This window comes from Mixta calida (assembly GCF_002953215.1).
In the GTDB taxonomy this organism is placed as follows: domain Bacteria; phylum Pseudomonadota; class Gammaproteobacteria; order Enterobacterales; family Enterobacteriaceae; genus Mixta; species Mixta calida.
The window spans coordinates 1172127-1195980 of the sequence record NZ_CP026378.1 but is presented as its reverse complement, the minus strand read 5'-3'; the positions used below and the strand labels follow the sequence as shown (position 1 = coordinate 1195980).

At 58.3% G+C, this 23854-nt stretch carries 21 protein-coding genes; 7 read left to right on the top strand and 14 right to left on the bottom strand.

Features of this window, described 5'->3' with window-relative positions; genetic code table 11:
- The first annotated feature begins 42 nt into the window (after window positions 1-42).
- Complete coding sequence (locus tag C2E16_RS05565) at window positions 43-1995, top strand: acyltransferase family protein (RefSeq protein WP_084970420.1); 1953 nt, start codon at window positions 43-45, stop codon at window positions 1993-1995.
- Window positions 1996-2073: 78 nt separating this feature from the next.
- On the opposite strand, the gene proY is transcribed toward C2E16_RS05565, so the two are convergent.
- From proY to phoB, 6 genes are all read right to left on the bottom strand, one after another.
- Window positions 2074-3426 carry a proline-specific permease ProY gene (gene proY, locus C2E16_RS05560; protein ID WP_038627652.1) on the bottom strand — a complete coding sequence of 451 codons (1353 nt, stop codon included), beginning with the start codon at window positions 3424-3426 and terminating at the stop codon, window positions 2074-2076.
- A 67-nt stretch (window positions 3427-3493) separates the two neighbouring features.
- Complete coding sequence (gene brnQ / locus C2E16_RS05555) at window positions 3494-4813, bottom strand: branched-chain amino acid transporter carrier protein BrnQ (RefSeq protein WP_038627653.1); 1320 nt, start codon at window positions 4811-4813, stop codon at window positions 3494-3496.
- 407 nt (window positions 4814-5220) lie between these two features.
- Window positions 5221-6324, bottom strand: coding sequence for a cobalamin-independent methionine synthase II family protein (locus C2E16_RS05550; RefSeq protein WP_084970419.1), 1104 nt, complete (start codon window positions 6322-6324; stop codon window positions 5221-5223).
- A gap of 403 nt (window positions 6325-6727) precedes the next feature.
- The gene (locus C2E16_RS05545; protein WP_084970418.1) at window positions 6728-7648 is read right to left on the bottom strand and encodes a PstS family phosphate ABC transporter substrate-binding protein; all 921 of its coding nucleotides are present in this window, start codon (window positions 7646-7648) and stop codon (window positions 6728-6730) included.
- A gap of 12 nt (window positions 7649-7660) precedes the next feature.
- A complete protein-coding gene (gene phoR / locus C2E16_RS05540) occupies window positions 7661-8980 on the bottom strand; it encodes a phosphate regulon sensor histidine kinase PhoR (protein ID WP_038627658.1) in 1320 nt (439 codons plus the stop codon).
- A 14-nt stretch (window positions 8981-8994) separates the two neighbouring features.
- Window positions 8995-9684: a phosphate response regulator transcription factor PhoB gene (phoB, locus tag C2E16_RS05535; RefSeq protein ID WP_038627659.1), complete on the bottom strand. Its 690-nt coding sequence runs from the start codon at window positions 9682-9684 to the stop codon at window positions 8995-8997.
- 204 nt (window positions 9685-9888) lie between these two features.
- Here phoB and sbcD point away from each other — a divergent pair, with 204 nt between their 5' ends.
- The 3 genes from sbcD to C2E16_RS05520 all read left to right on the top strand — a co-directional run bounded on the left by sbcD (window position 9889) and on the right by C2E16_RS05520 (window position 15243).
- Window positions 9889-11118: an exonuclease subunit SbcD gene (sbcD, locus tag C2E16_RS05530; RefSeq protein WP_084970417.1), complete on the top strand. Its 1230-nt coding sequence runs from the start codon at window positions 9889-9891 to the stop codon at window positions 11116-11118.
- Window positions 11115-14792 (top strand): SbcC/MukB-like Walker B domain-containing protein, encoded by a 3678-nt coding sequence (locus C2E16_RS05525; protein WP_104951438.1) that lies wholly within the window; start codon window positions 11115-11117, stop codon window positions 14790-14792. Before sbcD ends, C2E16_RS05525 begins: the two co-directional genes overlap by 4 nt.
- Before the next feature lie 70 nt (window positions 14793-14862).
- Window positions 14863-15243 carry a cell envelope integrity TolA C-terminal domain-containing protein gene (locus C2E16_RS05520; RefSeq protein WP_257152260.1) on the top strand — a complete coding sequence of 127 codons (381 nt, stop codon included), beginning with the start codon at window positions 14863-14865 and terminating at the stop codon, window positions 15241-15243.
- On the opposite strand, the gene mak is transcribed toward C2E16_RS05520, so the two are convergent.
- Window positions 15240-16157 carry a fructokinase gene (gene mak / locus C2E16_RS05515; protein WP_084970423.1) on the bottom strand — a complete coding sequence of 306 codons (918 nt, stop codon included), beginning with the start codon at window positions 16155-16157 and terminating at the stop codon, window positions 15240-15242. The two genes, C2E16_RS05520 and mak, sit on opposite strands and share 4 nt — an antisense overlap.
- Before the next feature lie 146 nt (window positions 16158-16303).
- Here mak and rdgC point away from each other — a divergent pair, with 146 nt between their 5' ends.
- Window positions 16304-17215 (top strand): recombination-associated protein RdgC, encoded by a 912-nt coding sequence (gene rdgC, locus C2E16_RS05510; RefSeq protein ID WP_084970422.1) that lies wholly within the window; start codon window positions 16304-16306, stop codon window positions 17213-17215.
- Between the two features lie 41 nt (window positions 17216-17256).
- Here the strand turns inward: rdgC and ppnP are convergent, their stop codons facing one another.
- The 4 genes from ppnP to aroL form a co-directional block, all read right to left on the bottom strand.
- Complete coding sequence (gene ppnP / locus C2E16_RS05505) at window positions 17257-17541, bottom strand: pyrimidine/purine nucleoside phosphorylase (protein WP_038627663.1); 285 nt, start codon at window positions 17539-17541, stop codon at window positions 17257-17259.
- 77 nt (window positions 17542-17618) lie between these two features.
- Window positions 17619-18293, bottom strand: coding sequence for an AroM family protein (locus C2E16_RS05500; protein WP_038627664.1), 675 nt, complete (start codon window positions 18291-18293; stop codon window positions 17619-17621).
- A 1000-nt stretch (window positions 18294-19293) separates the two neighbouring features.
- Window positions 19294-19485 carry a YaiA family protein gene (locus C2E16_RS05495; protein ID WP_038627666.1) on the bottom strand — a complete coding sequence of 64 codons (192 nt, stop codon included), beginning with the start codon at window positions 19483-19485 and terminating at the stop codon, window positions 19294-19296.
- Window positions 19486-19663: 178 nt separating this feature from the next.
- Window positions 19664-20188: a shikimate kinase AroL gene (gene aroL, locus C2E16_RS05490; protein WP_084970415.1), complete on the bottom strand. Its 525-nt coding sequence runs from the start codon at window positions 20186-20188 to the stop codon at window positions 19664-19666.
- 305 nt (window positions 20189-20493) lie between these two features.
- Here aroL and C2E16_RS05485 point away from each other — a divergent pair, with 305 nt between their 5' ends.
- Window positions 20494-21207 (top strand): DUF2076 domain-containing protein, encoded by a 714-nt coding sequence (locus C2E16_RS05485; protein WP_084970414.1) that lies wholly within the window; start codon window positions 20494-20496, stop codon window positions 21205-21207.
- A 52-nt stretch (window positions 21208-21259) separates the two neighbouring features.
- Here the strand turns inward: C2E16_RS05485 and C2E16_RS05480 are convergent, their stop codons facing one another.
- Genes C2E16_RS05480 through C2E16_RS05470 form a run of 3 tightly spaced genes read right to left on the bottom strand, consistent with a single transcriptional unit; the run spans window position 21260 to window position 22736 of the window.
- Window positions 21260-21730, bottom strand: a complete 471-nt coding sequence (locus C2E16_RS05480; RefSeq protein ID WP_038627671.1) for a YaiI/YqxD family protein — start codon at window positions 21728-21730, stop codon at window positions 21260-21262.
- Between the two features lie 11 nt (window positions 21731-21741).
- Entirely contained in the window at window positions 21742-22185 is a 444-nt protein-coding gene (locus tag C2E16_RS05475) for a DUF421 domain-containing protein (protein ID WP_038627673.1), read from the bottom strand.
- A gap of 32 nt (window positions 22186-22217) precedes the next feature.
- Complete coding sequence (locus C2E16_RS05470; protein ID WP_084970413.1) at window positions 22218-22736, bottom strand: hypothetical protein; 519 nt, start codon at window positions 22734-22736, stop codon at window positions 22218-22220.
- Window positions 22737-22840: 104 nt separating this feature from the next.
- Between C2E16_RS05470 and proC the strand changes: the two genes are divergently transcribed.
- Window positions 22841-23653 (top strand): pyrroline-5-carboxylate reductase, encoded by an 813-nt coding sequence (proC, locus tag C2E16_RS05465; RefSeq protein ID WP_038627677.1) that lies wholly within the window; start codon window positions 22841-22843, stop codon window positions 23651-23653.
- The last annotated feature ends 201 nt before the right edge of the window (window positions 23654-23854 follow it).

Here is a 23854-nt window from a genome sequence, read left to right as displayed (position 1 = left end):
CTCATCCATTACAGATCTTAAAAACACTGTCAGGATGGCTTTATGAATCAACAAAATGCACTAAAGTGGCGGGCGGATATTGATGGCCTGCGCGCGCTGGCGATTCTGCTGGTAGTCGGATTTCATGCGGGCATCGCGCCATTAAGCGGTGGTTTTATCGGCGTTGACGCCTTTTTCGTGATTTCCGGTTTTCTGATCGGCGGCATTATTAATAAAGAAATCGGTCAGGGCGTTTTTAGTTTTAAAAATTTCTATATTCGGCGAATTCGGCGTATTGCCCCGGCGCTGTTCTTTATGATGGCCGTTATTTTCGCCCTCTGTTATCTCCTTTTATCCCCGCTGGAATTCCGCGATCTCACTAAATATGGCACCTTCGTTTTCCTCTCTTTGCCTAACGTCGCGTTATTAAAAGGCAGCGACTACTTCAGCAGCTCAGCCGATTTAAATCCGCTGTTGATGACCTGGTCGCTGGGAATTGAAGAGCAATTCTACTTTATTCTGCCTTTTATTCTGCTGTTGGCCAGCCGCCGACGCTGGTCGGCGAAGACTGTTATCTGGACATTGTCGCTGCTGTCGCTGGTCGCCAGTATTATCCTGACGCCGGTAAATGTGAAAAACGCCTTTTACCTGCTGCATACCCGCGCCTGGGAACTGGGTGCAGGCGTGCTGCTGGCGCTTTATCTGCCACAGCCCGTCGGCGGCAAAGCGGCGAACAGCCTGACGCTTAGCGGCCTGCTATTGTTGATATTGCCCGCGATGCTGCTGGAGAAAGGCAACAGCTTTCCCGGTTTTTTAGCCTTGCTGCCGGTACTGGGCGCGGTGCTGCTGCTGGCGGCGCGAGGCTCCATCAGCCGCTGGCTGCTGGAAAACCGCCCAATGCGTTATATCGGTAAAGTATCCTATTCATGGTATCTCTGGCACTGGCCGTTACTCAGCATCGCCCGCATCTGCAGCGATCGTCCTCTGAACGTCACACAGGCGCTGGTCATCTGCGCCCTGGCTTTCGCCGTGGCGGCCCTCTCCTGGCATTGGGTGGAACAGCCCTTTCGTCGGCCCAGCGGCAGCGACCGTAAGGTCATCGCTGGCTACTGCCTGATTTCCAGCGTGGCGGCCGTCGCATTCTTTTCGGCCTATATGATGGGCGGACTGAAATATCGTATGAACGATCTGGTGAACGAGGGTGAAAAGTATAAAATTACGGCGCAAAGCAACCCCTGCCTGCGCGACTATGGAACCAGTACGCCTTCTTACAATAAATTGTGCCTGCCGGATACCTCCACGCCGGGCGTTGCGCTGCTCGGCGACAGCCATGCGGCCGCGTTGCGCAGCGCGGTGGCGCAATATGCATTGAAGAAACATAAGCCTTTGCTGCAAATTACTAAAGCATCCTGCCCTTTCCTGGCTGGCGTTACCCGCTACGTCTCCGATCACCCGAACCATGCGCGGCAATGTCAGCAGTTTAATGAGGCGGCAATGAATATTGCGCTAAGCGATAAAGTCGATGAGGTCATCATCTCCGCCTACTGGACGTCCGGCATCAGTATCCTTCCTGGTTTTGGTTACCGCGATATCGCCGGGAATATCGACGATAACTACGTCGCCTTCAATCAGGGGATGGAGCAGGCCATTGCCCGCCTGCAGGCGGCAGGTAAAAAAATCACCATCATCGAAGATGTGCCTAATCTTGATGTCGATCCGCTGCGCCTGCATAACAACCGCAATATTCCGCTGCGTAAGGAATTGAATCAGTTTCTGACACGCTGGAACGGCATGCCAATGCCAGGCGACCGCACCCACCTGTTCCATCTGCCGGAGCTTAAGATGGAGCGCATGTTAACCGCCTGGCGCGATCGCGGCGTGAAGGTGGTGTCGATAAAAGAAAATCTCTGTTCGACGGAGGGATGCCTTATCTCCAGAGATAATATGCCGCTCTATTATGACGCTAATCACCTGACCGAGCTGGGCAGCAACATCGCGCTGGGCGACCGGCTCTGATACAGAAAACAGAGCGTTGATCCACGCTTCCACGGGCACAAAAAAAGCCGCATCGCTGCGGCTTTTTTATGGAGCAAATTAACGACGTCGCATCATCAGCTTATAGCCTGCCAGCAGCAGCACTATCCAGATGGCGCCGACGTAGAGCGACACGCGCGTATCCGGGAAATAACCAATCAGGCCGATAATAAAGAGCAGGAACAGCACGCCGAATGCGGCGGTATAGCGGCCGCCCGGCATAGCGAACTTTAGCGCTTTCTCCTGCTGCTTGTTCAGCGTTCGACGGAAGGCGATCTGCGAGCACAGGATCATAATCCATACCCAGACGGTGGCGAAAGTCGCCAGCGAAGCGATCACCAGAAACACTTTTTCCGGCATCAGGTAGTTAAGATAAACCGCCACCAGCATCGCCAGCATCATCACTACGACCGTTACCCACGGAATGCCGCGATCCGACACTTTCATAAACATCTTCGGCGCATGGCCCTGCTGCGCCATGCCGTGCAGCATGCGTCCCACGCCGAACACGTCGCTGTTGATTGCCGACAGCGAGGCGGTCAGCACCACGAAGTTCAGAATCGACGCCGCCGCCGCGATGCCTAAATGCTGGAAGGTCAGTACAAACGGACTGCCCTGCGTGCCTACCTGATTCCAGGGATAGATTGACATAATCACAAACAGCGTGCCGACGTAAAACACCAGGATACGCCACGGCACCGAGTTGATGGCGCGCGGAATCGATTTTTCCGGGTCTTCCGCTTCACCGGCGGTAATGCCGATAATTTCAATGCCGCCGTAGGCGAACATCACCATTTGCAGCGACAGCAGCATGCCGACGACGCCGTGGGCGAAGAAGCCGCCGTTGGTCCAGAGATTATGGATGCCGGTCGGCTCGCCGCCATTGCCGATGCCCCAGATAATCATCCCTAAGCCCGCCGCGATCATGATGATGATGGTGGCGACCTTAAAGAACGAGAACCAGAACTCCACTTCACCGAAAGCTTTGACGCTCATCAGATTGATGCCGCCGATTACCAGCACTACGCTCAGCACCCAAATCCAGTGCGGCACTTCCGGGAACCAGACGCCCATATAGATGCCGAACGCCGTCACGTCAGCAATGGCGACAATCAGAATTTCAAAACAGTAGGTCCAGCCGGTGATATAGCCCGCCATCGGACCGAGGTAATCCTGTGCGTAGCGCGAGAAGGAACTGGACTGTGGATTGTTGACGGACATCTCGCCCAGCGCGCGCATGATGATATAGGCTACCGCGCCGCCGATAATATAGGCCAGCAGCACGCTCGGCCCGGCCATTTTTATTGCATCGGCAGAACCGTAAAACAGTCCGGTACCAATCGCCGACCCCAGCGCCATAAAACGGATATGGCGTGTGCTCAATCCCCGTTTGAGCTTATTGGTTTCTTGCATAGTGACATCTTACCTGTGGAAATGAAAAACCACGGGCAAGCCCGTGGTTAAACTGAATGAATCAGGTTTAATGATGCGCCCTGACCTGTTGCTGGCCCATCAGGCGGTCGGCGATCGCCGCAATAAGCAGCATGACCAGCGAAGGCGGCAGCCAGGCAAGTCCCTGTTCGGCCAGCGGCAGGTGCTGGCTAATGGCGGGCAACGCATCTTTAAAGCCGGTGCTTTTAATCGCGTCGATGATACCAAATACCAGGCTAACAAGCATGGTCGGCGCAACGATACGCGTGGTTTTGTTCCACCAGCTCAGGGTAAAACTCAAAACAACCAGGACGATGCAGGGCGGATAGATCGCCGTCAGCACCGGAATGGAGATCTGAATCAGGTGGCTCAGGCCGAGGTTGGAGACCACCATCGAGAACAGGCCGAGGATAAACACCAGCGTTTTATAGGAAAACGGCAGGTATTGCGCGAAGAACTCAGCGCAGGCGCAGGTCAGGCCGACTGCCGTCACCATGCAGGCGATGAAGATCAGCGCGGCGAGGAAGAAGCTGCCCATGCCGCCAAAGGTATGCTGCACATAGGCGTGCAGGATCGCGGCGCCGTTGGCGTTCTGATCGGCCAGCGAACCGCTGCCCGCGCCCAGCTTAAACAGGCTCAGGTAGACCAGCGTCAGGCCGACGCCAGCGATCAGACCCGCCAGAATGGTGTAGCGCGTCAACAGACTCGCCTCTTCCACGCCGCGGGAACGCGCGGCGTTGACGATAACGATGCCGAAGACCAGCGCGCCCAGCGTATCCATAGTGAGATAGCCGTTAACGAAGCCGCTGGAGAACGCCGCATTCTGATAGGCGTCGGTCGCGGTGATCGGGCTGCCCGCCGGCCACAGCAGCGCGGCAATACCCAGCACCACCAGCGCGAAAATTTTCAGCGGCGCGAGAATATGACCAACGGTATCCAGCAGTTTGCCCGGATAGAGCGATACGCCAATCACCAGCGCAAAGTAGACCAGGCTGTAAACCAGCAGCGGCAGCGCGCCGTCGCCGGTCAGCGGCGCAATGCCGATCTCAAACGAAACGGTGGCGGTACGCGGTGTGGCGAACAGCGGTCCCACGGCGAGATAGCAGACCGTCGCCAGCAGCACGCCGGCCGCTTTGCCGATCGGGGTGCTGAGCGCGTCGATGCCGCCGCCCACGCGCGCCAGCGCGATGACCGTTATCACGGGCAGACCGACTGCGGTTACCAGGAAACCAAGCGCCGCAATCCAGACATGCTCGCCTGACTGCAAACCAACCATAGGAGGGAAGATAATATTGCCTGCGCCGACAAACAGGGCGAACGTCATAAAGCCCAGCGCAATGATGTCTTTCGACGTTAAACGATGTGTCATAGAACTGTATTGCCTGCTACTGATGTTGCGGTGGATGTTGTGTTAAGGCTTACCGCACCCTCTCTGCGCTACAAATGCTGGCGACTCAGGCAATTACCTGAATTTATGCTGATTCACGACGCCAGGCGCAGGTGATTTGAGCTGATTTTGTTCTTTTCACAGAGGGAAACCGCGATAAGGGGCATAAGTAAAACGTTTATAGCGGAGAAAGGCAATACAGGATCGGAAAAGCAGAACGATATAACGAATATAGATTTCAGACCAGAGAATCACTTCAAATTATGACTAAAGGACATTACATGATGTGACTTTTTTTTCGCCAGCCCGGCGTTATTTTCTTCATTTAATCCTGGCCGCATGCACAAAAGGCGCGTTTTCACGCGCCTGTCTGCACAAATTTACGCCAGTTACCAGACGTTTTTCGCGATATCCACCACCAGGCGCAGTTTTTCCCACTGCTGCGCCTCGCTCAGATTGTTCCCCTCTTCCGTCGAGGCGAAACCGCACTGCGGGCTGAGGCAGATCTGATTGATATCGACATACTGCGCCGCTTCGGCGATACGCGCCTTCACGGTTTGCGGATCTTCCAGCGCGCCCTCTTTGGTGGTGATCAGGCCCAGCACCACCTGCTGATGGCCCGGCTTGATATAGCGCAGCGGTTCGAAGCCGCCGGAACGCTCATTGTCATATTCAAGGAAGAACGCATCGATGTTGACGCCGCCGAACAGGATCTCCGCCACCGGCTCATAACCGCCTTCGGAAATCCAGGTCGAGCGGAAGTTGCCGCGGCAAACATGCAGCCCGACGGTCAGATCGGCCGGCTTGCCTTCCAGCGCCTTATTCAGCACGCGCGCATAGGTCTGCGCCAGCTCGTCCGGGTTGTCGCCGCGCTCACGAATCTGACGTTTCTGATCTTCCGAGCAAAGATAGGCCCAGACGGTATCGTCGAGCTGCAGATAGCGGCAGCCCGCATCATAGAATGCTTTGATGGCGTCGCGGTAAGTCTGCGCCAGGTCGTCGAAATAGTCCGCCAGATCGGGATAGACTTCAGCGTCGATCATTTTACGGCCGCCGCGGAAATGCAGCACGCTTGGGCTGGGGATAGTCATTTTCGCCACTGCGTCGCCGCTGATACTGTTCAGGTAGCGGAAATCTTCCAGCATCGGATGGTCGCCGAAGCCGAGCTTGCCGGTAACGCGCACGCCGCGCGCTTTGGTTTGAATGCCGTTGAACTGAATGCCCTGCTCCGCCTCATAGCGTTCTACGCCCTGTAAGCCATCGAAGAAATCGAAGTGCCACCAGGCGCGGCGGAATTCGCCGTCGGTCACGACCTGTAATCCGGCAGCCAGCTGCTGCTCAACGACATGGCGGATCTCTTCATCTTCCACGCGGCGCAGCGCGGCAGCGTCAATCTCGCCCGCGGCAAACTGCTCGCGGGCGCGCTTGATGGCGGCCGGACGTAAAAAGCTGCCAACCACGTCGGCGCGGAAAGGGGCGGTTGTTCTTTGCATGACGTTCAACTCCTGTTACGAGGCGATGATCCCGCCCCGTTGATTTACCGGTGAAATAGTTTCAGACTCTGATTTTTAAGACTTCTGGATGTCTATATGTCTGAAAGCAGACTCTCATGACTTTTAGCAGGCGGCAAGGGAAGAAATTTCATGAGTCATGAATAATATTCATGTTAACAGGTGAAACGCCTGTAAAAACGCCTTTAGGGCAATGCGAACAGGCTGACATCATGAGAAACGGTCATAAGACGTTGAATCTCCCTCAGACGCGCCGGAAAAAAGTAAAACAGCGGAGCGATATTTCTGCCGCAGACGAGAGGAAAACATACTCCTGCACTACGGTGACGAAGCCAGCGACAAAAGCGTAACGCCCCGCGTCAAAAACGACGACGCAAGCGCATCATCAGAGATGCAACAGCGCTTTCGCCTCAGCAATCTGCCGATCGGAAAGCGGCAGGTAGCCCGCCTGACTGACCAGCGCCTGTCCTTCCGGCGACAGCACCTGACGCAGAAACGCGGCGGTCAGCGGCTCCGGCGCCTTGCCCGGCGGCTTATTGATATAGATATAGAGCGGTCGCGCGTAGGGGTAGCGACCGCTGCGGATCGTAGTCGCATCAGGCATCACTGCCTCACCCTCTTTCGCCAGCGCCAGCATTTTTACGCCGCTGATATGAAACCCAAAGCTGGCGTAGCCGATGGCGTTGAGGTTGGCGGCCACCGCCTGCACCACCGCCGCCGAGCCGGGATATTCGCCGACGTCCTGACGGAAATCACCGCCGCACAGCGCCTGCTGCTTAAAATAGCCCCAGGTGCCCGATGCGGAGTTGCGGCCTAAGCGTTGCAATGGCCGCTGCTGCCAGCCGGGCTGCGTCAATTGCAGGTCGCCCCAGGCGCGCGGCGCAGACGCAGCGCCGCAGCGACGGGTAATGGAAAAGATGGCGTCCAGCTGCCGTGCGTTAAGCTGGGTTAGCGGATTATCCTGATTCACTACGACCACCAGCGCGTCCAGCGCCACCGGCACCGCCAGCGGCGGATAGCCGTAGCGCTGCTGAAACAGCTGGCGTTCAGCCGGCTGCATCGGTCGACTCATGGCGCCCAGCTGCGCGGCGCCCGCAGCCAAAGCGGTGGGCGCGGTAGAGGACCCCGCCGCCTGCACCTGTACGTTGACGCCTGGATACTGGCGGTTAAAACTTTCGCCCCACAGCGCCATCAGGTTGCCGAGCGTATCGGAACCGACGCTGCTAAGATTGCCCGCCAGTATCGCAGGTTTAGCCTGCAGCGCGCCGGAAAAAAGCAGCAGTGCTACGGTAATGATCACTTTCATGCCTGGCGTCCATCAGGATTTATGCGCCGCATTGTCCGGCAGTTGCGGGCCGACAATCAACCTTGTCGGCAGAATAAAGCTGAAACAGGTCTCTTTATGCGGCTCGCTGGTGATAGTTAAGCGCGATCCGTGATGGCTCAGGGCATGTTTCACAATCGCCAGCCCCAGCCCGCTGCCGCCGGTGGCGCGCGATCGCGCCTTATCGACGCGGTAAAAGCGTTCGGTGAGGCGCGGCAGATGCTCGACGGCGATGCCCGGCCCGTTATCCTTCACGGCGAACAGCGCTCCCTGTTTGTTATGCAGCCAGCAGACGTCAATGCGCGTTCCTTCCGGCGTATGGTTCACCGCGTTATAGACCAGATTGGAGATGGCGCTGCGCAATTGCTCCTCGTTGCCGAAAACTTTCAGGTGCGGATCGGTATGAAAGGCAATCTCGTGGCGTCCGCCGCTGAGCGTCTCCGCTTCGCGCTGCAGCAGCCGCAGCATCATCGGCACGTCGACCTTCTCCGCCAGATCGATGGCGGGCGCCGCCTCGATGCGCGACAGCGTCAGCAGCTGTTTCACCAGCCCGTCCATGCGCCGCGTCTGCTCCTGCATGGTTTGCAGCGCCTTTTCGCGCGCTTTGCCTTCCAGCACCGCGTCGCCCATCATCTCCAGGTAGCCCTGCAACACCGTCAGCGGCGTGCGCAGCTCGTGGCTGACGTTAGCGAAAAAGTTGCGCCGCGCCCCTTCCAGCTGATGCATCTGCGTCACGTCGCGCGCTACCAGCAGCCACTGGCCTTCGCTGTAGGGCATCACGCGGAACTCCATATGCAGCTGGTTGTTCATCACCAGCGTCAGCGGACGGGAAAACTCCTGCTGGCGCAGATAGCGCGAAAACTCAGGATAGCGCAGCAGGTTAAGGATATTCTGGCCGTTATCTTCCGGCCAGCGCAGCCCCAGATGCTGCTGCGCCAGGCCGTTGCACCAGAAAATAGTGCCTTCGTCGGTCGTTAGCACCACCGCGTCAGGCAGCGACTCCGCGCCGCTGCGAAAGCGTTTGATCAGGTTGCCCAGCTCGCGGCGGCGACGGCGGTTGCGCAGCTGCATCTGGTAAAGGCCATAAAACAGCGGCTCCCAGCTCGCCTGGCCGGTGGGCGGCGTCATGGTGCGGTCGGTCCACAGCCAGTGCGACAGCCGCAGCAGATTCCAGAAATGCCAGCCCAGCAACAGCAGCACGGCGCCCAGCAGGAACCAGGGGAGATAGCCGGTCAGCAGGCCGAGTAGCAGCGCCGGCAGGCAGACCAACAGCAGTTCCAGTAAAAGTCTCTTCCAGGAGAGGCGTTCCAGCACGAGGCAAACTCCGATCAGTAACGCGCGGAGAAACGATACCCCGTTCCACGTACGGTTTGCACCATCCGATCGTGTCCGGTCAGCTCCAGTGCTTTGCGCAGGCGGCGTATATGCACGTCCACCGTGCGATCTTCTACGTAGACGTTGGTGCCCCAGACGTTGTTCAACAGCTGTTCGCGGCTGTAGACGCGCTCCGGGTGCGTCATAAAAAAGTGCAGCAGCTTATATTCGGTCGGGCCCATTTCCAGCGGCGTGGTGTCCGACATGACGCGGTGCGAGGAAGGGTCGAGGCTCAATCCCTGAATTTCAATCACCTCTTCCACCGCCATCGGCGAAATGCGGCGCATTACCGCTTTGATGCGCGCCACCAGCTCTTTCGGCGAGAAGGGTTTGGTAATGTAGTCGTCAGCGCCCACTTCCAGACCACGCACGCGATCTTCTTCTTCGCCGCGCGCCGTCAGCATCATCACCGGAATGTCGCGCGTCATCGCTTCGCGCTTGAGATGTTTAATAAACTGAATGCCGCTGCCGCCGGGCAGCATCCAGTCCAGCAGGATCAGATCGGGCCAGGGTTCGATAAGCAGGTTAACAGCGCTGTCGTAATCATCCGCCTCTATCGGCTGATAATCGTTCTGCTCCAACACGAAACACAACATTTCCCTGATGGGGGCTTCATCTTCGACAACCAGAATGCGCTTAGCCATTATTGCTCCTGCGAATGTGACGTTCTGTCACGGGAATTTGCGGCGTCATTATGCGTCAGTTTTATGACAGATTTATGAAAAATGCACGGGCTGCGCGACGCTTAAGTAACGCTTTTGTGACGTGCTCGCAGCGGATTTTACCTGGTCTGCGCCAGCGCTCTGGTTATAATCGCCTCCGGCGTTCTGCTTTTAGCTGGGAGTTCTATGCGCATTATCCATACTTCAGACTGGCATCTCGGCCAGTTTTTCTATACCCGCAGTCGGGCCGCCGAGCATCAGGCCTTTTTTAACTGGCTGATCGACCGCGTGGAGGAGCATCAGGTGGATGCGGTGATCGTGGCGGGCGATATTTTCGATACCGGCTCGCCTCCCAGCTACGCGCGCGAACTCTACAACCGTTTCGTGGTGGATTTGCAACGCACCGGCTGCCAGCTGATTGTGCTGGGCGGCAACCATGACTCCGTCGCCACCCTTAACGAATCGCGCGAGCTGCTCGCCTGTCTGAATGCGCAGGTGATCGCCGCCGCCAGCGGCAATCCCGAAGAGCAAGTGCTTACCCTGAAAACGCGCCAGGGCGAGCCGGGCGCTATCCTCTGCGCCATCCCCTACCTGCGCCCGCGCGATATTATGCGCAGCCAGGCGGGCCAGTCCGGCGAGCAGAAGCAGCTGACGCTGCTCAGCGCCATCACGCAACACTATCAGCGCAGCTATCAGCATGCGCGCAGGCTGAGCGAACAGGCGACGACGCCGCTGCCGGTGATCGCCACCGGTCATCTCACCACCGTCGGCGTCAGTAAGAGCGAAGCGGTGCGCGATATCTATATCGGCACGCTCGACGCCTTTCCTGCGCAGGCGTTTCCGCCCGCCGACTATATCGCGCTGGGTCATATCCATCGTGCGCAGCGCATCGCCAACAGCGAGCATATTCGCTACAGCGGGTCGCCGCTGCCGCTCAGCTTCGACGAGCTGGGCAGCGAGAAAAGCGTCTTTCTGGTAAGTTTTGCCGACGGCAAACTGGCGCGCGTCACGCCGCTGCCGGTGCCCTGCTTCCAGCCGATGCAAACGATCAAAGGCACGCTGGCGGAAATCGAGGCGCAGCTGAAGCCGTTTGCCGACGCCAGCCCGGAACAGCCGGTCTGGCTCGATATCGAAATCACCACCCAAGAGTACCTGCACAATATGCAGCAGCATATTCAGGCGCTGACGGAAGGACTGCCGGTCGAGGTGCTGCTGATGCGCCGCAGTCGCGAACTGCGCGAACGCGCGCTGGCGCGCCTGCAAAACGAGACGCTGAGCGAGCTCAAGGTTGAAGAGGTGTTCGAGCGGCGGCTGGAACAGGAGGAAGAGACCGACGAGGCGCGGCTACAGCGCGTGCGTCAGCTATTCAGCGGCACGCTGGAGGCGCTGCATCATGGCGAGGAGAGCCAGCCATGAAAATCCTTTCGCTGCGCTTTAAAAATATCAACTCGCTGAAGGGCGAGTGGAAAATCGACTTCACCCGCGAACCGTTCGCCAGCAGCGGCCTGTTCGCCATTACCGGCCCCACCGGCGCCGGTAAAACCACCCTGCTCGACGCCATCTGCCTGGCGCTCTATCACGAAACCTCGCGGCTGGGCAAAATCTCGCAAACGCAGAACGAGCTGATCAGCCGCGATACCGCTGAATGTCTGGCCGAGGTGGAATTTGAGGTCAAAGGCGAAGCCTGGCGCGCCTTCTGGAGTCAGAACCGGGCGCGCGGCGCGGTGGACGGCAACCTGCAGGCGCCGCGCGTCGAGCTGGCTCGCTGCGCGGACAATGTTATCGTCGCCGACAAGGTTAAAGATAAGCTGGAGATGATCGCCCAGCTAACCGGACTCGACTTTGCCCGCTTCACCAAATCGATGATGCTGTCGCAGGGGCAGTTCGCCGCGTTTCTCAACGCCGACGCCAACGACCGCGCCGAACTGCTGGAGGAGCTGACCGGCACCGAGATCTACGGCCAGCTTTCCGCGCGCATCTATGAACAGCACAAGCAGGCGCGCATCGAGCTGGACCAGTTGCGCGCGCGGGCGGCGGGCATGGCGCTGCTGGAGCCGGCGGCGCGTCAGGAACTTGAGCAGGCATTAGGCGCACTGACGCAGCAGGAACAAGAGCTGCAAAAACAGTTAGCGCTTACTCAGCAGCAACACCAGTGGCTCAGCCAGCAGCAGCGTCTGACTCAGGAAACGGAGCAGGCCGCCGACGCTCAGCGTCAGGCGGAAAGCGACTGGCAACAGGCGGAACCGGCGCGTCAGCAGCTGGCGCGGGCGGAACCGGCGGAAAAGCTGCGTCCGCTCTGGCAACAGCGCAGCCAGCTACAGCAGGATCTGCAACAGCTGGCGCAGCAAACGCAGCAGCTGACTGCCGCGCTCAAACTCGAAAGCGAGCAGTTACTTACAATGCAACAGGCGCAGTTGCTGGCCGAACAGGAGAATAAACGGCTCAACGACCAGTGGCGTCAGCAGGAAACGCTGATCAACGACCAGGTGATCCCGCTCGACCATCAGATCGCTACCCTGACGCAGCAGCTGACGCTGCAACAACAGAATCTGGAGGAAAGCCAGCGCACGCAGCAGCAGCGCGAGCAGCGCCGACGCCAGCTCAGCGACGAACGGCAGACGCTGCTTTCGCAGCAGCAGCAAGAGCAACAGTGGCGCCGCGACCATGCCGGAGTGGCGGACTGGGGCGAGCGGCTGGGCGGCTGGCGCGAGCGTTTTCAGCAGCAGCAACAGCTGCGACAGAACCTGACGGCGATGCAGGAAAAACAGCGCCAGCATCAGCAGCAGCTGAATGAACAGCAGCAGCTGTCCGATCGACTCGCTTCAGCGTCGACGCCGCTGGAAAGCGAGCTTGAACGCGCGCGTCAGCACGCGGCACAGGCTGAGCAAGCGCTTACTGCGTTAGAAGAGCAGCAGCCGGAAAGCGCGCTGCGCCGTCAGCTGGAGCAACAGCAGCGGCAGCGACCGCTACGGCAAAAGCTGGCGATCTGCTTTTCCACCCTGCGCCCTCTCAGCCAGCGTCATACGCAACAGCAGCAGGAGCTGCTGGCGCTGGATGAACTAATCGTGCAGCAAACGCAGCAGCTGGAACAGCGTCGCCAGGCGTGGAAAGAGAAGCACCAGCACCGGATCGACCTGCAAAAGCGCCTGGAGCTGGAGCAGCGCATCGTCAGTCTGGAGCAGGAGCGCGCCCGCCTGATCGCCGGCGAGCCCTGTCCGCTCTGCGGCGCCACCGAGCATCCGGCGGTGGCGCACTATCAAACCCTGACGCTGAACGAGAATCAGCAGCGGCTGGAGAACGTGCGCCAGCAGGAAGAGCAGCTGCGCATCGAAGGCGTCACCTGCGGCGAGCAGCTGAAGGCGTTGCAAAGCCAGCAGCAGCGGCTGATGCAGCAACAGCAGACGCTGAGCGCCGAACTGACGCGCCAGCAGGATGAGTGGCATACGCTGCTGGCCGCCGCCGAACTGACGCTGGCGCCGGAAGACGAAGCGGGACTCAGCGCCTGGATCGAACAGCAGGAACGGCAGGAGAGCGAGCTTCAGGCGCAGCTGCAACAGCGCGAAGGCGCCGCGCGCCTTTATCAGCAGGCGAAAGAGGCGCTGGCGGCCTGTCAGCAGCGCTGGCAACAGCAGCATCAGGCGCGCCAGCTGGCGGAACAACAGCTGGGCTATCTGCGTCAGCAACGGCAGGAGGCGGAACAGCAGCAGCGGCAGTTAAGCGAACAGCTGGCGCTGCTGGACGAAGCTCTGACGCAGGAGCTGACGCAGCATCAGCTGACGCTGCCGGAGCCGCAGGCGCAGCAGGCCTGGCTTGAGGATCGTCAGGAGGCGTGGCGGCGCTGGCAGAAAAGCGAACAGCTATTGGCCGATATCGCCGCGCGCCTTGCCGCCTGCGACACCGCGCTGCGCGGCATCGATGACGAACTGACGCAGCTGGCGCAACAGCGGGAACGGGCGGAACAGCTGGCGCAGTCGCAGCGGCGACAGCTGAGCGAGCTGCGTCAACAGCGTCATCAGCTGCTGGGCGACAGCGCGGTGTCGGAGGTGCGTCAACAGTGGCAGCAGCGGCTGGCCCAGGCCGACGCCCTTCTCCGCGAACGGCAGCAGCGCTGGCAGCAGGGACAGGATCGGTTAAATAACCTGACCGGACAGCATAATTCTCTGGCACAACAGCAGGAGGCGGCGCAGAAACGCTATGAAACGTGCAGTGCGCAGTTTATCGACGCGTTGACGCAGAGCGATTTCAGCGATGAAGAAGCTTTTCGCGCCGCCCTGCTGGATGAACAGCAGGCGATGCAGCTACGCACCCGCTGTCAGGCGCTGGAGGCGCGGCGGCAGCAGGCGAACGCGGTGGCGCAGCAGGCGCAGGCGCGACTGACGCAGCATCTTGCCGACCGTCCGGCCGATCTTAGCGCCGCGCTGCCGGAGCTGGAGGCACGACTGGAAGCGCAGCAGCAACGACTGCGTGACCTTGTTCGTCAGCAGGGGCAGCTGCGCCAGCAGCTGGAGAGCGACGACGCGCAGCGCCAGCAGCAGCAGGCGCTGTTGCAGCGCATTGAGGATAACGCGCAGCAGACCGAAGACTGGGGCTACCTGAATCAGCTGATCGGCTCCAGCAGCGGCGATAAGTTCCGCCGCTTCGCCCAGGGGCTGACGCTCGATCACCTGGTCTGGCTGGCGAACCAGCAACTGAATCGCCTGCACGGACGCTATCTGCTGCAACGCAAATCCGCCGATACGCTGGAGTTGCAGGTCATGGATACCTGGCAGGCTGACGCGAAGCGCGATACCCGCACCCTGTCGGGCGGCGAAAGTTTTCTGGTAAGCCTGGCGCTGGCGCTGGCGCTTTCAGATCTGGTGAGCCATAAAACCCGTATCGAATCGCTGTTCCTGGATGAGGGCTTCGGCACGCTCGATGCGGACACGCTCGATACCGCGCTGGACGCCCTGGACGCGCTGAACGCCAGCGGCAAAACTATCGGCGTAATCAGCCATGTCGACGCGATGAAAGAGCGTATCCCGGTACAGATTAAAGTCAGGAAGGTGAATGGTCTGGGCTACAGCCGACTGGACCGGTTATTTTCAGTCTGATGCGCCTGTTTTCGTCGCGCCGCGCATGTTACCGTGCGCGACGAAACTCCTCAGACCGGAAGGAAAGATGATGTCCGCTTTACGCTTCGCTCCGCTGTTCGCGCTGCTGCTGAGCGCCTGCCATAGCGCCCAGCCGCCAGCGCCAAACCCCGCCGCGCCCAACTTTTTCGCTGGCTGCGCGTCGGCTAAAAAGGAATGCGCCTGGGTAAAAGAGTTGCAATGGCGCATCACGCGCAACTTTTCTCACGGCGAACGCTATCGTGGCCAGCGCTGCGACGTGACGCTGAATTACGATGCGCGACGCGGCTATCAGGTGCTACGCACCGAGGGCGACGAGCCGCTCTGCCTGCAGGCCTGGCAGACGGTAGGCAGCACGCCGCAGTTGCCGCCGCCGCCGCCGGGCGCGTCGCAGCAGGCGATCATCACCTTTAGCCCCGACGCCGCAGGTTAAACGCTGCTGTTCAGCGGCCAGAGCCAGGCGGTGCCGCGCACGCCGCTGGAGTCGCCATGCTGCGCTTTCACGATCGGCGTTTCGCACTCGCGCCCAAACACCCAGGGTTTGATCAGCTGCGGCAGCGTCTGGTAGAGGCGATCGACGTTGCTCATGCCGCCGCCCAGCACGATAATATCCGGGTCGAGCAGGTTCACCACCTGCGCCAGCGATTTCGCCAGCCGCAGCTCGTAGCGGCTCATGGCGAGTTCCGCCAGCGGATCCTGCTGCGCCAGCAGCGCCACAATCTCCGCGCCGCTCAGCCGTTTGCCGCTCAGTCGATGATAGTCGGTCGTGAAGCCGGTGCCGGAGACGAAGGTTTCGATGCAGCCCTGCTGCCCGCAATAGCAGGGCACTTCTTCGCGGTAACGCAGCTCGTCGGCGTCCATCCACGGCAGCGGATTGTGGCCCCATTCGCCAGCGTTGCCGTTGCCGCCGATACGCGAGACGCCGTTAATGGCGATGCCCGCGCCGGAGCCGGTGCCGATAATCACCGCGAACACCAGCGCCTTGCCTGCCGCCGCGCCGTCCACCGCTTCCGACACCGCCAGGCAGTTGGCGTCGTTGGCGATGCGCACCTCGCGCTCCAGCAGGCGCGCCAGATCGCGATCCAGCGGCTGACCGTTAAGCCAGGTGGAATTGGCGTTTTTCACCCGCTGGGTATAGGGCGAAAGCGTGCCGGGAATGCCTAAGCCGACGCTGCCCCGTTCGCCGGTTTTCTCCTCCGCCAGCCGAACCAGATCGACGATCGCCTGCAACGTCTGCGGGTAATCGTCGCGCGGCGTGGGCACGCGATGGCGAAACTGCGTCTCGCCTGCGTCAGAGAGCGCAATCACTTCCGTTTTTGTCCCGCCTAAGTCAATGCCAATGCGCACAGCTTTCTCCTCATTCATTATCCCGATGCTGTTCACATTAGAAGGCGACGGCAGGAAAGGCAATGACCCGCCGACGATGTTTCGCTATCATGCGCAGCACCGTTTATGAGCTGTGCGTTAATGCACAACCGGCAAAGGAAAACCCTATGTTGTGGTTTAAAAATTTGATGATTTATCGTCTGAATCGTGACATCCCGTTGTCCGCAGACGACCTGGAAAAACAACTCGCTGCGTTTTCCTTTTCCCCGTGTGGCAGTCAGGATATGGCGAAAACCGGCTGGGTTTCGCCGATGGGTTCGCGCAGTGAGGCCCTGACCCATGTCAATAACGGACAGATCCTGATCTGCGCCCGCAAAGAAGAGAAGATCCTGCCGTCGCCGGTGATCAAACAGTCGCTGGAAGCGAAGATCGAGAAGCTGGAAGCGGAACAGCAGCGCAAGCTGAAAAAGACCGAAAAGGACGCGCTGAAAGATGAGGTGTTGCACAGCCTGCTACCGCGCGCCTTCAGCCGTTTTAGCCAGACCTTTTTGTGGATCGACAGCGTTAATAACCTGATTATGGTGGACTGCGCCAGCGCGAAAAAGGCGGAGGACACTCTGGCGCTGCTGCGTAAGAGCATCGGTTCACTGCCGGTAGTGCCGCTGACGATGGAAAACCCGATCGAGCTGACGCTGACCGAATGGGTGCGCTCCGGCGATCTGCCGGCGGGCTTTGCGCTGATGGATGAAGCGGAGCTGAAAGCGATTCTGGAAGATGGCGGCGTTATCCGCTGCAAAAAACAGGATCTGGTCTGCGATGAGATCGCCAACCATATCGAAGCGGGTAAGCTGGTGACGAAACTGGCGCTGGACTGGCAGGAACGCATTCAGCTGGTGCTGGCGGACGACGGCTCGCTGAAGCGCCTGAAGTTTGCCGACACGCTGCGTGAGCAAAATGACGATATCGATCGTGAAGATTTCGCTCAGCGTTTCGACGCGGACTTTATTCTGATGACCAGCGAGCTGGCGGCGCTGGTGAGCAATCTGACGGAAGCGTTAGGCGGCGAAGCGCAGCGCTAAGCCGGTAAGTGCGCCGCTGGCGGCGCACTTACTACGGCCGCTTAAAGATAGCGGCAGAGGTAAGAGGTCGGCTCCGCGACCTGCAAATGGAACTCACAGTGGCCGGGCACGTGAAACACGCCGCCCGCTTCATAGGTTTTCCATTCGGTTTCGCCGGGCAGCAGCACATTCAGGGCGCCGCTGACGACCGTCATCTCTTCAGGCTGTCCGGTGCTGAAGGCATACTCTCCTTCCACCATTACGCCCACGCTGGCGCGCCCGGTGCTGGCGCTGGTAAAACCAATCGACTTCACTTTCCCTTCAAAGTACTCGCTTACATTCAGCATGCAACTTCCCCGAAACCAAAAATGGATGAATCGGCAGTGTAGAGGCTAAACGCGCGCTTTGTCATCTCAATTGTTGCTTATACCAGCAGCTCCGCCGCCATTTTTGCCAGCAGCACATGAGAGAGCAGCACCGGTATGCCCAGCAGCTGCTGAAGGCAATCACGATGGCGTTGGTGATAGCCGGGGCTGTCCAATACCACCACATCCGCGCCCTGCTCCTGCAACTGCAGCGCCGCATCGATCAGCGTCTCATTATCGTTGTGATAAGGGCTGGCGACGGCGAAGCGCGCGGGATGACTCAGATTACGCCACTTAATCGCCTGCTGTCGCAGCGGATCTTCCGCAGAAATCATGATGCCTACCTGATGTCCGTCGACAATAGCCTTAACCAGCGGCGGTACAATACGATCCGGCTCCAGCAGGACGGCGCTGTGCGTTTGCAGCCGATCAGCGGCATATCCCAGAAGCAGAATGGTTTCGGTGCCCTGCGCCTCCAGCCGCCAGATCAGCTGCTGCAATCCTTCTTCCACTTTATCTGCGGAGAGCGTGAACGGCGAACCATCCGGCAGATGCGTCACCAGCGTGCGTTCATGTTCCTCAGGCGCGTATTTTTCTTCGATCTCTTCCGCCGAAAGCCCTTCAAGCAGGCTGACGCGCAATATTTGCTCTTCAGGCAGGTGTTCAAGCAGCAGCGGGGTTATATCGCTGCGCGGAGAGTGTGCAATGGTCACGATTACGAGTGTCTGTTTCATTATTTATTCTTCGACCATGTAAATAGCCGGACTTAGCGGTTCACCGCAGGCACCGCAAGAATTGTGCTTTGCGACGCGTCTTCGATGTGTCCGGCGGAAAAGGTATATGGCCAGGTTATTCCCTGAACCGCTGCCGTTTTCCTGTTTGTTAATGCGTTTATAAAACGTCATCATTTTTTATTCAACGAAATACCCTGTTTTTTACAGGGGTTTTATCTTCTGTGCTGCGGTACAAAATGCATTATTTCGCTGAATATTTCCCTTATTACCCTGGTATTTTCTGATAAAGTAATCGTCAGATAAGCAAAAGTGAATAAATAAACTTTCGTTGCGGCTTCGTTCTCCCGTTAGCATAAATTAACGTTACATTTTTCGCCCCCGATAATAGACGCCATCGTCTGATAATCATCACCGCACGGCTGTAAGGCTGGGCGCTCTTCCCCAACCATTGCGCGCTATCAAAGGCGCCGCGGCGAATTTGTCCGGCGGATAATGAGCCATCAGGCTATTATCCAGCGATTATCTTCTTTACCGGGACAATATCATCCTGGCACAGCCTTAAGCTAAAGGCCATCATCGAAAGCGACGATTATATATAGCTAACAGGTGTATTTCTGACGATAACCTTTAAGCAGTAAATTGGCCACACTTCCTGAGCGTTTAAACGGCGCGCCATTAACGGCTCCGCCTGCCGCATCGCTAATTATTTGATGAAAAGAAGGCGATGACGCCAGCAAGAATTCACATTGTGGGCAGGAAAATAAATTGCATGGCCAGCTAGGTCAAGGCTGAAATGCGGTTTTCAGAGATATCTCTATAATATGCAACAGGTATCGCTTATTTTTGCGGATGCAAAAACAGGTTAAATAATATCAATGACAGGGAACAATAACGTAACGGCGACATACACGGAAGGATACACTTTTTTTTCCGTTAAAGCGCCATGTTCAAAGTGATTTTCTCTACTGCCGCCTATTAACAGGCGTCCATGCCCGCCAGGTTAATCTTTGTCGCGGCTTTCGTAGCGCTCTTTTGCATCCAGCGCTTCCTGTTCGCTTTCATGTTCGCTAATCAGCGAGTTGGGTTTCGGATGATCGGCGCGCAGTTCGTAACGCGTTACGCTCTCTCCTGCTGCCCCTTTATCAACCTGAACAATGCGCGCTTCACGTGGATAGGGTGGTCTGCTCGGCATAATGTCTTCCCTCTTTTGATGAAAGTGGTATCCGTTACTCTCCGTTCGCCTGCGGCGGAGATCGTTCGCCTGTCAGCGTTCGTAGTGTAAGTATAGACAATGAGACCGAGGCGCTGTCGCTTCAGAAAAGAAAGGTAACAAAAACAGATATTCCTGACGGTCGGGCTGTCGCCCGCCTTTAGCTGGCGCGCGCCAGCGAAAGCGCATCCAGAATCTGCGCGGCCACCTGTTCAGGCGGCTGCATCGCATTGATAATATGGTGCGCCGTTTGCTGATAGAGAGCTTCGCGTTGATGAAGCACTTCCGTCATCTCTTCAGTAATGGGTCGGCCGGTCAGAGTGGGCCGCTGCGAGCTTTGCGGATAAGCCGAGAGACGTGAAGCCAGCACGCTGGCGCTGGCCTGCAGCCAGATGACGCTGCCACGCTCTTGCATAAAGCGACGATTGATCTCCGCCAGCACCATACCGCCGCCCGTAGCGACGATGGTTTCCGGCGCGCTTACCGCCATCAGCGCCTGCGTTTCCCGGTGGCGAAAGCCTTCCCAGCCTTCGGCGGCGACAATATCGGCCACCGTCTGTCCGCTGACCTGCTGTAAATAGTGGTCGGTATCGTGAAAATCATAGCCCAGCGCCTGCGCCAGCAGTTCGCCCACGGTAGTTTTACCGCAGCCACGCGCGCCGATTAAAAAAATGGGTGACGACATAACAGGCTATCCTCCGCCAGCGCTGCGTAACGCCGCAGTTGGCTGATCATAATGTGTATGCCCGGCATCATACCGGCAAAAAAAAATCCGGGCCAGCTGTAACGTTGTTTTTACGCAAGGAAAGTGAGGATATCTGTGCATCTTAGCGAACAAAAACCAGCGGCTACACTTAGCCAGTATGTCAGCGCGCGACTAGCCAGTATGTCAGCGCGCGACAGATGGCAATATTTACTTACGCAGTGTTAATTTACTTTCCCCGCGCAGCGACCAGAATAAACAGATAACGCTTGTTTAAGGAGGTTTCCATGCAGAGCGAAGAACAACGTCTGATAGAGAGTCTGTTCAGCCGACTAAAACAGGCTGAGAGCCAGTCTGCGCCCCGCGATGCGGCCGCGGAGCGCCTGATTGAGCAGCAGCTGCGTCAGCAGCCTGCCGCGCCCTACTATATGGCGCAGGCTATCCTGATTCAGGAGGCGGCGATGAAGAAGCTGAGCGCGCAGGTGAACGATCTGGAAAGCCGTCTGGCGCAGGCGCAACAACAACAACCGGCGCGTCAGAGCGGCGGATTTTTATCCGGGCTGTTCGGCGGCGGTCAGCGCCACACAGCGCCCCAGCAGCCGGCGTGGAACAATGCGCAGCAACAACAGCCCTACGGCCAGCAGCCCTATAATGCGCAGCAACAGCCTTACGGCCAGCAGCCCTACAGCGCGCCCGCGCCGCGCGGCAGCGGCTTTCTCGGCGGCGCGCTGCAAACGGCAGTGGGCGTGGCGGGCGGTGTAGTAATGGCGGATATGCTGACCAGCATGTTCCACCACTCTCAGCCGCAGGAAATTGTGAATATTATTAACGAACCGGCGCAGCCGGAGCCGGAACAGCTGGACACCAGCCTGGACACCTTTAACAACGGCGACGATCGCGCCTTTTTACAGGACGCCAGCTGGGAGCAGGATGATAATGCCGGCTTCGGCGGCGATGATTTCGGCAATGACGATTTCAACGATGACGACAGCTTTATCTAAATCTAAGCGGTAAATTTTCGCGACCAGCGTCTGCCTGGCTGGTCGCCCTGCCTTACTGCGCGGCGTCGCGTTTGCGTCGCTGGCGCGCCAACAACCATTTATCCAGCTCAGCGGCGAACTGCTGGCGATCTCGCTGGTTCAACGCCGCCGGGCCACCGGTCTGCACGCCGCTCGAACGCAGCGTATCCATAAAATCGCGCATGGTGAGCCGTTCACGAATCGTCGCCTCGCTGTAGCGCTCGCCGCGCGGATTGAGCGCTGCCGCCCCCTTCGCCAACACTTCCGCCGCCAGAGGAATATCGGCGGTGATCACCAGATCCGTCGCGCTGACGCGCTGAACGATTTCGTTATCCGCCACGTCAAACCCAGCCGCGACGCGCAGCGTGCGGATAAAACGCGAAGGCGGCACGGCAAGCGGCTGGTTAGCCACCAGAATCAGTTCGATCTGGCTGCGCTCCGCCGCACGATAGAGAATATCTTTGATCACTTTCGGACACGCGTCGGCGTCCACCCAAATTGGCATCGGTTTACCTGTCAGGAGTGGGGAATAATGCTGATTTTGCCGTTCTTCTCCAGAATGGCAAACTTTATCTGGTCGAGACGCTCCAGCCCCTGGGAACTGCGCGCCGAGGCGAGGATATCTTCAGCGGTGATGCCCGCCTTTTTCGCCCGATGCGCCAGAAGTTTGCCATCTTCGACTAAAATCAGCGATGCGCCGTCGATCAGCAGTTCAAGACGCGGAAACCAGGCCTTGAACTTGCCGAGGAAAATGTCCATCACAATCAGCGTAATGATGGTCAGACCCGCGCCGGTCACCGAAAAGTCGTTGCCCAGCAGCGCCTGCTGCGTCGCCTCGCTGATAATCAGCAACAGAATAAAGTCGAAACTGGTCATCTCCAGCAGCGTACGGCGCCCGGCAATTTTCAGCACCACCATCAGCAAGAAGTACATACTTACCGCGCGTAATACCGTTTCCATCTCTCTGCTCCTGGGGATAAACCCACTGTTTGTTAGGGATAAACCCACTGAGTAAAACCCACCTGCGCGCCGCTGCTGTCGCTAACGACGAAGGCGTATTTGCCCGGCGACTGCGGCTGCCCGCCCAACCAGACGGTGGCGCCGCGATTCATATTCTGCGTTTTGTACCAGAGCGTCAGGGAAGCTTCGCTGCTCTCCGCGCGCAACGGCTGCGGCTGGATACTTTGCAGCTGGAAATTATCCACCCCATCGCCGCTGAGCGTAATGCTGTACAGCCCGTCGCGCAGCGCATGCAGGCGGATAGTCATCGCCATATCGCTCTGCTGACGTGCAAAGCGCTCATACTTGACCTCCAGGTTACCGTGCGGCGAGACCTGTTTTCTGTCGCTGAGAAAGCCTTTCGAGAATAAGCCGCAGGCGCCGCTCACTACTATCGCCAGCAGTAGCGCATATCCAACCTTCTGAATACGCCATTCCAGCCGTTGCCAGCGCATATGCTCCTGTACGGGATAGCGGCGGTTCCGCGTTTCATCTTGCTGAAAATCGTCCATTTTCCTCTCCTCCGGTAACGCTTTGAGTTTAGCCGAAGCTGGATAAAGCGGCAGAATGACGTAAGCTGGTGCACAACTGAAAACGGCTAAGCAGAGGGAAAACCATGCTGGAAAAGAAAATAGGTTTTATTGGCTGCGGCAATATGTCCAAAGCTATTATCGGCGGGCTGGTTGCTGGCGGTCAGGTAAAGGCTGACCAGATTTGGGTCTACGATCATAAATCAGAAACCAATCAGCAGATGGCGCAGCAGTATGGTCTCAACCCAGCGCAAAGCGCGGAAGAAGTGGCGCGCGAAGCGGATATCCTGTTCGGCGCGGTTAAGCCCAACGTAATTTTAAAAGTATTGAAAGAGGTAGCGGGCGCCCTGAATAAAGAGACGCTGGTCGTCTCTATCGCTGCGGGCGTCACGCTCGACGCGCTGGCGGGCGTGCTGGGACACGACCGAAAAATTGTGCGCGTGATGCCAAATACGCCTGCGTTAGTGAATGAGGGCATGACCTCGGTTACGCCAAACGCGCTGGTGACGCCGGAAGAGACCGACGAAGTGCTGGCTATCTTCAATAGCTTCGGTAAGGCGGAGACGGTGCCGGAATATCTGATCCACGCAGTCGTCGGCGTCAGCGGTTCAGCGCCCGCGTATGTATTTATGTTTATCGAAGCGATGGCCGACGCGGCGGTGCTGGGCGGCATGCCGCGCGCGCAGGCCTATCAGTTCGCCGCTCAGGCGGTCAAAGGCGCGGCGCAGATGGTGCTGGAAACCGGCAAACATCCCGGCGAACTGAAAGATATGGTCTGCTCGCCCGGCGGCACCACCATTGAGGCAGTGAAGGCGCTGGAAGAGAAAGGCTTCCGCTCGGCGGTGATCGCCGCGATGGAAAAATGCATGGATCGCTCTCAGGCGCTGAGCAAAAGCTAACGCGTCGCCGCGCAGTTAACGCTGCGCGGCGCTGTAACCTTCAATTCTGCTTAAAAGGTGCTTACGCAACCCTTGGCCCTCCTCCAGAGAGAATGGGAAAACTAACGCAAAATGGCCTTTTCTGCCTTGCGCTAATTTATCTGTATCTGATAAATAGCCCATGCTACTTAGGGTTGCAGAGGCTGTTCATTTTTAAGTATG